9 protein-coding genes are annotated in these 11,387 nt (G+C 60.1%); 2 read left to right on the forward strand and 7 right to left on the reverse strand.

Going from position 1 to position 11,387, the window contains the following annotated elements; genetic code table 11:
- Positions 1 to 404: 404 nt before the first annotated feature.
- The 4 genes from VWY75_RS07040 to VWY75_RS07055 all read right to left on the reverse strand — a co-directional run bounded on the left by VWY75_RS07040 (position 405) and on the right by VWY75_RS07055 (position 5,452).
- Positions 405 to 1,157: a VOC family protein gene (locus VWY75_RS07040; protein ID WP_416537372.1), complete on the reverse strand. Its 753-nt coding sequence runs from the start codon at positions 1,155 to 1,157 to the stop codon at positions 405 to 407.
- A 4-nt stretch (positions 1,158 to 1,161) separates the two neighbouring features.
- The gene (gene rsgA, locus VWY75_RS07045) at positions 1,162 to 2,244 is read right to left on the reverse strand and encodes a ribosome small subunit-dependent GTPase A (protein WP_416537373.1); all 1,083 of its coding nucleotides are present in this window, start codon (positions 2,242 to 2,244) and stop codon (positions 1,162 to 1,164) included.
- 457 nt (positions 2,245 to 2,701) lie between these two features.
- Entirely contained in the window at positions 2,702 to 3,712 is a 1,011-nt protein-coding gene (locus VWY75_RS07050) for a hypothetical protein (RefSeq protein WP_340545265.1), read from the reverse strand.
- Positions 3,713 to 3,823: 111 nt separating this feature from the next.
- The gene (locus tag VWY75_RS07055; RefSeq protein ID WP_416536245.1) at positions 3,824 to 5,452 is read right to left on the reverse strand and encodes an AMP-binding protein; all 1,629 of its coding nucleotides are present in this window, start codon (positions 5,450 to 5,452) and stop codon (positions 3,824 to 3,826) included.
- Positions 5,453 to 5,589: 137 nt separating this feature from the next.
- Between VWY75_RS07055 and VWY75_RS07060 the strand changes: the two genes are divergently transcribed.
- Together VWY75_RS07060 and VWY75_RS07065 are read left to right on the forward strand one after the other, a co-directional pair.
- The gene (locus tag VWY75_RS07060) at positions 5,590 to 6,255 is read left to right on the forward strand and encodes a sulfotransferase family 2 domain-containing protein (RefSeq protein WP_416537374.1); all 666 of its coding nucleotides are present in this window, start codon (positions 5,590 to 5,592) and stop codon (positions 6,253 to 6,255) included.
- Between the two features lie 175 nt (positions 6,256 to 6,430).
- Positions 6,431 to 7,120, forward strand: a complete 690-nt coding sequence (locus VWY75_RS07065; RefSeq protein ID WP_416537375.1) for a Hint domain-containing protein — start codon at positions 6,431 to 6,433, stop codon at positions 7,118 to 7,120.
- Positions 7,121 to 7,278: 158 nt separating this feature from the next.
- Here VWY75_RS07065 and VWY75_RS07070 read toward each other — a convergent pair whose 3' ends face one another.
- From VWY75_RS07070 to VWY75_RS07080, 3 genes are read right to left on the reverse strand one after another with little or no spacing between them, the layout of a single operon-like run.
- On the reverse strand, positions 7,279 to 9,480 hold the full coding sequence (locus VWY75_RS07070) for a 3-hydroxyacyl-CoA dehydrogenase NAD-binding domain-containing protein (RefSeq protein ID WP_416537376.1): 2,202 nt from the start codon (positions 9,478 to 9,480) through the stop codon (positions 7,279 to 7,281).
- Between the two features lie 23 nt (positions 9,481 to 9,503).
- Positions 9,504 to 10,715: an acetyl-CoA C-acetyltransferase gene (locus VWY75_RS07075; RefSeq protein WP_416537377.1), complete on the reverse strand. Its 1,212-nt coding sequence runs from the start codon at positions 10,713 to 10,715 to the stop codon at positions 9,504 to 9,506.
- A 10-nt stretch (positions 10,716 to 10,725) separates the two neighbouring features.
- Entirely contained in the window at positions 10,726 to 11,364 is a 639-nt protein-coding gene (locus VWY75_RS07080) for a glutathione S-transferase family protein (RefSeq protein ID WP_416537378.1), read from the reverse strand.
- Between the last annotated feature and the right edge of the window lie 23 nt (positions 11,365 to 11,387).

The following is an 11,387-nucleotide window of genomic DNA, read 5'->3' on the forward strand; positions in this document are numbered from 1 at the left end:
GCGGACGTTCTGTATTGTCCTAACAATTGCGCGGCGCCATTGTGCCAATATGCGTCAGCCCACAAAGCAGCATTTAGATAGACGTGACCGCCGCAACGCCGATCTTCGAGTTCGGGGAAGCTCCCTTGCAAGGATTGCCTGCGAATTGGGAGTGACGGACTCTGCGGTACTTTGGTAGGCAAAAGAATGAGTAGATCGCAAAGATTGAGCAGGCGTTGGCCGACGCTTCGCACACTACGCCAGAGCAGCTTTCCCCTGATCTTTGCGAAGAGAACTAGAGCGGCCATCCATGGGCGACGCAGCGAAAGCGGGCAGTGAGCCCTGAGTTACGGATACTGCAGAGCGTACAAATGTCCGATCTGCAGTTCCTGTGAAGAATTGGCGAACTGCTAGAAAGTGGTCGTCTATTCGATGCCAAGAGCAAATGGCGCGCCGTCTGGATCACACAGGATGGGGTTACGGGCTTGAAAAGTTCCCTTCACATCCACAGGAGCCGGACGCGCCCCTTCGGCTTCAGCAGCACGGCAGGCATCGGCGACTGAAGCAACCTTGATGCACGGGACCCAAGCTGCATTTGAACCGATTGGCCAGGTCGCGGCATGTTGGAGTGCAACAAGATCGCCCTCAGGCCCGAGGAGTGCAAGACAATCCGTGTCCTGCTCGGGAGAGACCTTCCATCCAAAAAGCTCTGCATAGAACGCCAGCGGGAAGTCAGTCCCGTTGCCGACGTACACGTCAGGGCCGAACTGCCGGTGCGGAACAGGGAAGCTGTGCCGGGACAGCGAAATCCCGACCAGAGCACCGAGCGGATCGCGGACGAGTGCATTGCGACCGACACCCGGCACCTCGAATGGCTCCCGAACGATCTTGCCTCCGAGCGTGGCGACGCGTCTGACCGCCGCGTCCACGTCGGGAACCTCGATGTAGGCGATCCAGCCATTTTCCTGCTCGGCAGGCGTCTCGGCCAACCCCGCACCCGCTTCGTCCCCGGAGAGGGCGAGGATGAAATCCTTCTCGCCGCCTCCCCAGGCAAAATCCGTCGCCCGCTCGACTTCATACGTCCATTTGGCCACGTGCTGGTAAAATGCCATCGAACACGCCCTGTCCGATGTGAAAAGATCGTGCCATACGATTTGACCTGCTTTCGACTGCGTCATCGTCTTACCTCCTGACATCTTTGATTCTCTTGACGCCGCGCACCATTTTTCCGAACGCCTTGTCGCGCGACCTGCGTTCCGCAAGGCTCGCGGAGTTGAACGCGTCCTCCGCCATCAGCTTACGCCATGTGCCAAGCCGACGGGCATCGAGAACGCCATCATCAACAGCCGTCAGAACCGCGCATTCCGGCTCGGTCTCGTGCTGACAGTCGTTGAATCGACACCGCGCGGCCAACTCCTGAATATCGGCAAAGAGATCATTGATTCCGTCCGCCGCATCGGTGAGCTGCAATTCCCGCATGCCCGGCGTGTCCAGGATCAGACAGCCAATGGGCATCGCATGAAGCTCACGCCGCGTCGTCGTATGCCGCCCCTTCGCGTCGTCCTCGCGAATGGTCTGGGTCTCGATGGATTGGCTGTCGAGCAACGCATTGGCCAGCGTCGATTTCCCAACACCGGATGAGCCAAGGAACGCTACCGTCTTGCCGGGCTTGCACCAGGTCGCAAGGTCTGTCTTCGGGGCAGAACCGCGCGCGTCAAGTGCGACGACGTCGATTATGTCCGACACCGCGCGGGCCGCGTCAATGTAGTCATGAGGATCCGCCAAGAGGTCGGTTTTCGTGAGGACGATGACGGGCGTGATCCGCGCCTCGAACGCCAGGGAGGCATAGCGTTCAAACCGGGCCAATTTGAAGTCCTGATTGCAGGACGTGACGATAAAGGCCGTATCAATGTTCGCCGCGATCAGTTGTTTCTGCCGGTCGGTGCCGGGCGCGCGCCGCTTGATAAGGCTGGCACGCTCAAGAGCCCTACTGGACCGCGGGTGCGACTGGTCCAGCAACAGCCAGTCGCCGACAGTCACATCGGCTCTGGGCGGAAGGATGGTATCGATGCCGTCACCAAGGGCGTGCTGCCCGCTGCGATGCACTTCGACAACGCGAACAGGAGGTGTCGCGGCCATGTCTTCCACGCTAACTTGCTGGGTGAAAAACGGTTGCCATCCTAGTGCCTGAAGGGGGCTGAGTTTGGCCTGTGATCCGGTGTCGCGCGCGCGACGCGGAAGGAAGTCTGAGTAATCCCTCGTCATAGGGTTTTCACTTTCATGTCTCTGGCCCAAGTCAATTTTGGGCGCCGATGGAAGGAAACGAGTGAGCACATCAAACCGACCCGTCAGCTACAAAGTGACGGCGATGTTTGCGATTTTGTATGTGCTCCGGGAGGCGCGCTGCCTCCCTTCCTTACCAGGACATGAAATCTCCATTACAGATGACGTGCAGATAGTGGGGAAACATGCACAACACAACCGTTGATGGCTGATTTGGAACTCGTATTCAGGTATCTGTAGCAGCCATTCAGCAGGAAAAAGGGTATGTCAGCTCCGTCGCATTCTGCCGACCCTGGAAACGTTCGCAGTGAAGTTCCGATCGGGATTCCGAATGCTTGACGTTTGCGTCAGTATTGCGTGAAGCAGCCCGGTGACAGGTTGCAGAAATCTCAACGCATCGTGTCAGAGATGCGAGGTGTTCCACACCGGTGCTGGTGGATCAGCCGCAGATGCTTTGTAGCTGCACCCAGTCGCGGTCATTCAGTACCGGCTGCAAGTCACGGCCCGCCATCGGATCGGCCTCGATCAGGCCGAGCACTGTTTCACCGGTAATGTCCTGAGCGTAGGCATAGGGGCTGGAGGGAACGGCAGCACGGGCAAATTCAGCGAGTGTCGTGGCCTCGTCCGGCGTGGGGCGCGGCGCGCTGATGACGGTTTCCGCATAACGGTCGAGGGTTGCACGGGTCAGTTCACCGGTTGTGAGCATCCTGAAGGTGGCGCGAATGCCGCCCGCGGCCAGAAGCTCGGCCAGGGGGTCTTTTTCCACCGCACGGGCGCGCTCCACCAGTACCGCGCCAGCTGCTACCGCCGGATCTTCGTGATCCTCCACCAGCTCGCGGTTCAGAAGCACGATGCCACCTGGTAGATAAAGGCTGCTGGCCACGCCGCTGCGCAGGATCACCAACTGACGCACATCCAGCCGCTCTGCGAGACGTTCCAGAATGGGCGCGGTCTCCAATGTGCTGCAGGCCTGACCTGACACCCGTTCGATCCGGCCAAGCAGCGCCTGTCCCAGCGCCTTGCGTTTGATGTCCGGCACCACATTCACTGTATGCGAGAGCAGCGCATCGGGCAGCCAGAACACCGCCAGACCGGTCACGACAGCCAGCGCCGACAGCAGCGTCACCGAGCGAAGGCGACCGGGGCGGGCACGAGCGCGGGTGAGGGCGGATTGCAAACGGTCGATTGCGTCCAGCATCGCGGTTTCATCTTCGGCGATCTCCAGCGTTTCGCCCTGATCTCCGTAAGGGTGGAACAACGCGGGGAAACTGCCGGGGTTCTGTCGCTCTAGTGCTGCCAGTGACCAATGGGCCAGTGGCCGGTCATTCATATCCGCAATGGTCAGGGTCGCGTCGCCAACCGAGACGATCACATCGCGCCGCTGCGCGTCAGGGGCAGCCCGCCACAGCGCAGCAGCTTCCAGCCGTTGATATTCCCGCAATGCCGTCATGAATGGGGCGCGTCCTCACCGTCGATTGTTCACAGATCAAATAGCACGCAGCCCCCAGCGTCAGCAATTGACTTTGCGGCAGTTCGCGCCTGCTTTGGTCAGGAAACCGGGTCAGAGAGCCTTGGCCTGCTGGCGCAGTTCGAATTTCTGGATCTTTCCGGTCGATGTCTTGGGAAGTTCTTGGAAAATCACCTGTTTTGGCGCTTTGAAACCGGCCAGCGTTTCGCGCGCAAAGCGGATCAGTTCGGCAGGATCAACCTCCGCGCCGGGCTTCAACTCGACAAAAGCACAAGGCACTTCGCCCCATTTTTCGTCAGGTTTGGCAACCACCGCGGCTAGGTTCACATCGGGGTGCCCCATCAGCACGCCCTCAACCTCCACCGAGGAGATATTCTCGCCGCCGGAGATGATGATATCCTTGGCGCGGTCGGCGATCTGGATATAGCCATCGGGATGCTGCACGGCGATATCGCCGGAATGGAAATACCCCCCCTGAAAGGCCTCGGCGGTGGCTTCGGGGTTCTTCAGATATCCCTTCATGACCGAATTGCCGCGCATCACGATCTCACCCTGATCCTGACCGTTCATCGGAATCTGCTGCATATCGTCGGACATGACCGTAATGTGATCCATCATCGGGAAGGCCACGCCCTGACGCGCCTTGATCGCGGCCCGGCCCTGCTGGTCCAGCGTGTCCCAGCTGCCGCCTTTCCACAGGCATTCGGTGACGTGGCCATATGTTTCCGTCAGCCCGTAGACCTGCGTGACATGAAAGCCGATAGCCTCGATCTTTTGCAGGGTGGCCGGGGCGGGCGGGGCGCCGGCGGTGAAGACCTCGACCGTGTGATCAAAGCTGCGCCGGTCCTCTTCGGGTGCGTTCACCAGCATATTGAGCACAATTGGCGCACCGCCGAAATGGGTCACCCCTTCGTCGGCAATCGCATCGTAGATCGCGGGCGCGGTGATATCGCGACAGCACACCAGGGTGCCACCTAGAACCGGCATCATCCAGGTGTGGTTCCAGCCGTTGCAGTGAAACAGTGGTACAATAGCTAGGTATTTCGGCTGCATCACCATGCGCCAGGAAATCACCGTGCCCATGGTCATCAGATAGGCGCCACGGTGATGGTAGACCACGCCTTTCGGGCGGCCCGTGGTGCCGGAGGTGTAGTTGAGCGCAAGGCTTTCCCATTCGTCCTGCGGCATGATCCAGTCGAAATCATGGGAGGCAGCGGCCAGAACATGCTCGTAGACCGGGTGCCGACCGGACGCCGGATAGGCTGCCTGATCATCCGGGACCTCAATGATCAGCGGTCCCGGGCCGTCGCAGGCTGCTTTGGCCTCTTCGGCGAGTGGTAGGAACTGGCTGTCGACCAGCACGACCTTGGCCTCTCCGTGGTCAAAAATATAGGCGACCGTGCTGACGTCGAGACGTGTGTTGATCGTGTTGAGAACGGCACCGCAGGCAGGCACGCCAAAATGGGCTTCGGCCTGGGCCGGCAGGTTGGGGATCAAGGTCGCCACCACGTCGCCGGGACGGACGCCCATCCCCGCAAGCGCCGAGGCCAGCCGCGTGCAGCGATCATAATAGGCCGCATAGGTCTTGCGATGGCTGCCGTAGATGACGGCAGGGACATCGGCAAACACATGCGCGGCCCGGCGCAGATGTGACAGCGGCGTCAGCGGCACATAGTTGGCGGCGGTTTTCTCCAGTCCCGACTCGTCCGACATCCAACCCATTTCGACCCCTCCAAGATGATTCATGCGACGTGGTTGCAAGATATTGCGCAAAGTTGCCCCCAATGAAAGGCGTAAGACATTTTTGTCTGACAGGGCCGAGGTTTCCATTGGTCTTCAAACCGCTTAGCCTGCCTGTCATGATCTTGTCGCCTGGCCGTTCCTATGTCTTTGTACATATCCCCAAGACCGGGGGCACCGCGCTGTCCCTCGCGCTGGAAGCGCGGGCCATGGCAGATGATCTCATGCTCGGCGACACGCCCAAGGCCAGCAAGCGGCGGCGACGCCTCAGAGACGCTAAAACCCTGGGCCGATTGTGGAAACACTCAACTCTTGCCGATATTGACGGTCTGGTGCCCGAGGCGCAGCTGCGCGGTCTCTTTGCCTTTACGCTGGTACGGAACCCGTTCGATCGGGTGCTGAGCCTCTATCACTGGCTGCGCGAGCAGAGCTTTGATCACCCTTCGGTCGCTCTGGCCAAAGGGTTGGCATTTCCCGATTTTGCCAGCGATCCCCGGATGCTTGCAGCGTTTCGTGCCCATCCGGCGCGGTCATATATGCGGCGCGCGGATGGGGGCGAACAATGCGACTGCTATATCCGCCTGGAACATTTCGCATGCGATGCGGCCCCGCTCTTTGATCACCTGGGTTTTGAGCTGCAGCTGCCACGGGCCAATGTCTCAGAGCGTCCCAGAGGCTGGCAGGACGCCTATACCGACGCGGCCCGCGCGGCGGTGGCTCAGGCTTGCGAGGCGGATCTTGCCCAGTTTGAATACTCTTTTAACGATTCACCGATAGACCAGTAGTCGAGAGATGGAATCACATGGGACGGCGCAGGGTCCGAAGTCTTCGCCAAAATGGCGCATCTTCGATCCGCGACCATGATCATCTCTCCCGTAGGCGCGCCAGTGGCCGCCTATCGGACGGGTAACGTGACGGGTCATGCAGAACGTATGGCTGCCTTGGTGAAAGGGAAAACCGATGCTGGATTGGCTGCTGAAACGCAAGCTCTCTCCGATGGCCGAGGCTCTGGCAACAGAGTACCCGTTGGTCGCAGCCGGGCAGGGCGGGATCCTGTCGGGCACCCATGTGGCCTCACATCTTGGCTGGCGCCCGATTGAGGCTCTGGCCGTGGGCGATATGGTCCTGACCTTCGACCATGGGATGCAGCCCATAGTCGATATCCACCGCGAAACTATCCTGCTTTCCAGCGGTGGACCCAATCCGCTGACATGCCCGGTTCATATTCCGCAGGATGCGCTGAACAATCGCGCGCCGCTCTGGGTGATGCCGAACCAGGGGATCCTGATCGAGAGCGATCTTGCCTGTGATGGGCAGGGCGATCCGTTTGTTGTCGTACCCGCCTGCGCGTTGGAAGGGTACCGCGGCATTGGCCGGGTCGAGCCTGACACACGGGTCGAGATCGTGGTGCCGCGGTTTGCACAGGATGAGGTCATCTATCTGGAGGCGGGTCTGCTGAGCTTTAGCGTGTCACCGCGTGACATTCTGTCGTTCGACACCAGCGCCTATGCCGAGCTTTATCGGGTTCTGGAGCCCGACGCTGCCCGCGAACTGGTGATCGACATGATCACCGAGGAAAGCGTCTGGGCCAATACATTGCCGATGGGTCCTGGTGGGCATGGTGCTGCGGAATACGCAGCGATGGTCTAGACCGCGCTGTAATCCAACAAGTGAAAACAGAGACAGAACCGTCACCATATCGGAGGCGGTTTTTATTTTTCATAACCACTTAGGCGGCTTTCCTGATGTGAAAAAAGCGGCACCCGGAGGCGCCGCTTTCAGAGCTTTCAGACGTCATCTGACCTCAATCAGGCGGCCTTTTCGGCCTCCGGGCTGAACCGGCCATAGAAAGTCTGGCCTTTCTCAGCCATCTCGCGCAGCAGCGGCGGACAGGTGAAACGTTCGCCATATTTCGCGGTCAGCTGGTCGCAGCGCTCGGCAGCATATGGCGTGCCGATGATGTCCAGCCAGCTCAGCGGGCCACCGGACCAGGGCGCAAAGCCCCAGGCCAGGATCGCGCCAACATCCCCTTCGCGAATGTCCATCAGAACACCTTCTTCCAGCGCCCGTACGGCTTCCAGAACCTGTGCAAACATCAGGCGTTCCTGGACCTCGATCAGGTCCGGCTGTTCCTCGGCCAGCGGGTATTTCTCCTGCATGCCCTTCCAGTAACCCTGACGCTTGCCCTTGTCGTCATAGTCGAAGAAACCAGCGTTGGACTTGCGCCCCAGACGGCCCTGTTCTTCCATCCAGAAGATCAGATCATCCGCTGCGCTTTCGGGATAAGCATCGCCCATTGCCGCCTTGGTGGCGCGAGCGATCTTGGCACCGAGGTCAATCGAGGTCTCATCGGTCAGTTGGATCGGACCGACCGGGAAGCCCAACTGGCGTGCGGCATTGTCGATCAACGCAGGGGCAACGCCCTCGGTGATCATCCGCGCGCCTTCGTTCACGTAGGGGATGATGCAACGGTTGCAGTAGAAGAACCGGGCATCATTGACCACGATCGGAGTCTTGCGGATCTGGCGCACGTAGTCCAGCGCCTTGGCCACCGCGCGGTCGCCGGTTTTCTCACCCTTGATGATCTCCACCAGGAACATTTTTTCCACCGGCGAGAAGAAGTGAATGCCGATGAACTGCTCCGGGCGCACCGAGGCCTCGGCCAGACCGGTGATCGGCAGAGTCGAGGTGTTGGAGGCAAAGATGCAATCGTCGGGGATGATCGCCTCGACCTTCTTGGTCATCTCCGCCTTGACGCCGGGATCCTCAAAGACCGCTTCGATGATCAGATCGCAGCCCTTGAGATGGTCCAGATCAGGGGTTGCGGTGATGCGTGACAGCATCGCCTCTTTCTTGTCGGCCGTGACTTTGCCGCGCTTGATGCCCTTGTCGAGATAGCTTTCGGTATAGGTCTTGCCCTTGTCGGCGGCGGCCTGATCACGGTCGATCAGAACAACCTCCATCCCGGCCTGAGCGGAGACCAGCGCGATACCGGCCCCCATCATGCCAGCGCCCAGAACGCCGATTTTCTTGACCGACTGATCCTCGATGCCCGCCGGGCGCACAGCGCCTTTTTCCAGCGCTTCCTTGTTGAGGAAGAGCGAGCGGATCATCGCCTCGGACGAAGGGTTCATCAGCACATGGGTGAACCAGCGCGCCTCAATCTTCAGCGCGGTATCAAAGGGCACCAACGCGCCTTCATAGACCGCACTCAGCAGCGCTTTGGCTGCCGGGAAGGCGCCAAATGTTTTGCCATGCACCATGGCTGCTGCACCAAGGAAGGTCATGAAGCCCGCAGGATGATAGGGCGCGCCACCGGGCATCTTGTAACCCTTGGCATCCCAGGGTTTGACGATATCGGCGTCTTTTGCCTCCAGAACCCAGGCGCGTGCGGCGGCCAGCGGATCCTCGACCACTTCGTCGATGATGCCTGCGGCCTTGGCTTTTTGGGGATCGACCAGCTTGCCTTCCAGCAGGAAGGGCGCAGCGTTCATGGCACCCATCTTGCGTACCAGACGGGTGGTGCCGCCTGCACCGGGGAAGATGCCGACCATGATCTCAGGCAGGCCGATTTTGGCCTTGGGGTTGTCAGCGGCAAAGATGCGATGCGTCGACAGCGGCAGTTCCAGACCAATGCCAACAGCTGTGCCGGGCAGGGCTGCTGCCACGGGTTTGCCACCCTTGTTGGTTTTCGGATCCATGCCGGCCCGTTCGATCTTGCGCAGACCGTGGTGCATTTTCATGATGCCTTCGAACAGACCACGGGCGGGTTCGTCACCGGCATCTTCTTTCATCTTGGCCAGCACATTGAGATCCATGCCGCCGGCAAAGTCTTTCTTGCCCGAGGTGATGACGATGCCCTTGACGGCCTCATCTGCCAGCGCGTCGTCAACCAGCCCGTCGAGGTCTAGCATCGCCTGACCGTTCAGAACGTTCATGCTTTTGCCGGGGCAGTCCCAGGTGATGATGGCGACGCCGTCGGCGTCTTTTTTCATTGTGAAATCAGACATATCTTAGTCTCCTGTCGCCTGGGTTACACGCGTTCGATGATGGTGGCCGCGCCCATGCCGGACCCGATGCAGAGTGTCGCAAGACCGGTTTCGCGGTCGCTGCGCTCCAGCTCATCCAGCAGTGCGCCGAGGATCATGGCGCCGGTCGCACCAAGTGGGTGGCCCATGGCAATCGAGCCGCCATTGACGTTCACCTTGTCATGGTCGACGCCAAAGGCCTGCTCGAACCGCATGACGACGCTGGCAAAGGCCTCGTTGACCTCAAAGAGGTCGATGTCACCAATCTCCATGCCATTGTCGCGCAGGATCTTCTCGGTGACGGGCACGGGGCCGGTCAGCATGATGGTGGGGTCGGTGCCGATCTTGGCTGTGGCCTTGATACGGGCGCGCGGTTTCAGGCCCATCGCCTCGCCGAACTCCTTGTCGCCAATCAGTACGGCAGCGGCGCCATCCACGATACCGGAAGAGTTGCCCGCGTGGTGGATGTGATTGATCCGCTCCAGATGCGGGTATTTCAGCATCGCGATCTTGTCGAAGCCGGGCATTTGCTCACCCATCATCTGGAACGAGGGGGTCAGACCGCCGAGCGACTGCATGTCGGTGCCGGGGCGCATGTATTCATCGTGATCGAGAATGGTCAGCCCGTTGATATCGCGCACCGGGACAACGCTGCGCGCAAAACGCTTGTCGTCCCAGGCCGCCTTCGCCCGGCGCTGGGATTCCACCGCCATGGCATCGGCATCATCACGCGAGAAACCATATTCGGTGGCGATGATATCTGCCGAGATCCCCTGGGGCACAAAGTAGTTCTCGATGGCAATCGCCGGATCAACAGCAATGGCACCGCCGTCCATGCCCATGGGGACACGGCTCATGGATTCAACACCGCCGGCGATGTAGGCATGACCAGCACGTCCCCGCACCTGGTTGGCGGCCATGTTGACGGCTTCCAGACCCGAGGCGCAGAAGCGGTTGATCGACACGCCGGGGATCGATTCATCCAGATCAGAGGCCAGAACAGCGGTCCGCGCCAAGCAGGCGCCCTGTTCGCCAACCTGGGTCACATTGCCCCAGATCACGTCCTCGACTGCGTGGCCTTCCAGATTGTTTCGCTCCTTCAGAGCGTTGAGCGCCACCGCAGAGAGACGCGCGGCCGTTACTTCATGCAAGGATCCATCCTTGCGGCCTTTGCCACGCGGGGTGCGCACGGCGTCGTAAATATAGGCTTCGGTCATATCAGTCTCCTCAGGCTCGGTCCGACGGGTTGCCGGGCATTAGGTCGTAGGGGGCTTTCCAGCCCGGTTGTGCGCTCAGCCGCGAGAGCCAAGCGTCAATATGGGGCCATTCGGCTCGATCAAAGCCGAAGGGTTCGGGGTAATAGAGATAGGAGCAGCAGGTCAGATCGGCATTGGTCAGCCCATCGCCGACAATCCAGCTTCGCCCCTCAAGATGTTTGTCCAGGATCGCGTAGGCGCCTTGCAGACGGCCCTGAAGGAAGGCGATGACCTCCTGCGGGCGTTTGTCTTCCGGCAGGAAATTCATCAGGAACCGGCACAAGCCTGCGTTTGAGGACAATTTGTGATTGTCCCATAGCTGCCAGCGCAGGATCTCGCGCTTTTCCTCGGCAGTGGCGCCGCCGAACCGGCCATAAGTGTCCGACAGATACTGCTGGATCACCCCGGATTGGCTGAGTGTCAGATCGCCATCCACCAGCACCGGGCATTCTCCCATGTCGTTGATATCTCGACGGAAGGCATCACCCCGGGTGGTGCCGCTGAAAAAATCCACAAACACCGGCTCCCAGTCGATCCCGGCCAGTTCAAGAGCCAGGGCGGCCTTATAGGAATGGCCGCTTTCACCGAAACAATGCAGTTTGAGTGTCATATGTTGCTCCCTGTGTCTGCTGG

Source organism: Phaeobacter sp. JH20_08 (assembly GCF_048056635.1).
Lineage (GTDB): Bacteria > Pseudomonadota > Alphaproteobacteria > Rhodobacterales > Rhodobacteraceae > Phaeobacter > Phaeobacter bryozoorum.

Bases quoted from the DNA above. Each gene is read 5' to 3' on its own strand.
- VWY75_RS07080 (WP_416537378.1), bottom strand. From the start codon at position 11,364: ATGACACTCAAACTGCATTGTTTCGGTGAAAGCGGCCATTCCTATAAG.
- VWY75_RS07070 (WP_416537376.1), bottom strand. From the start codon at position 9,480: ATGTCTGATTTCACAATGAAAAAAGACGCCGACGGCGTCGCCATCATC.
- VWY75_RS07050 (WP_340545265.1), bottom strand. From the start codon at position 3,712: ATGACGGCATTGCGGGAATATCAACGGCTGGAAGCTGCTGCGCTGTGG.
- VWY75_RS07065 (WP_416537375.1), top strand. From the start codon at position 6,431: ATGCTGGATTGGCTGCTGAAACGCAAGCTCTCTCCGATGGCCGAGGCT.
- VWY75_RS07075 (WP_416537377.1), bottom strand. From the start codon at position 10,715: ATGACCGAAGCCTATATTTACGACGCCGTGCGCACCCCGCGTGGCAAA.
- VWY75_RS07055 (WP_416536245.1), bottom strand. From the start codon at position 5,452: ATGGGTTGGATGTCGGACGAGTCGGGACTGGAGAAAACCGCCGCCAAC.
- VWY75_RS07040 (WP_416537372.1), bottom strand. From the start codon at position 1,157: ATGACGCAGTCGAAAGCAGGTCAAATCGTATGGCACGATCTTTTCACA.
- VWY75_RS07060 (WP_416537374.1), top strand. From the start codon at position 5,590: ATGATCTTGTCGCCTGGCCGTTCCTATGTCTTTGTACATATCCCCAAG.
- rsgA (WP_416537373.1), bottom strand. From the start codon at position 2,244: ATGACGAGGGATTACTCAGACTTCCTTCCGCGTCGCGCGCGCGACACC.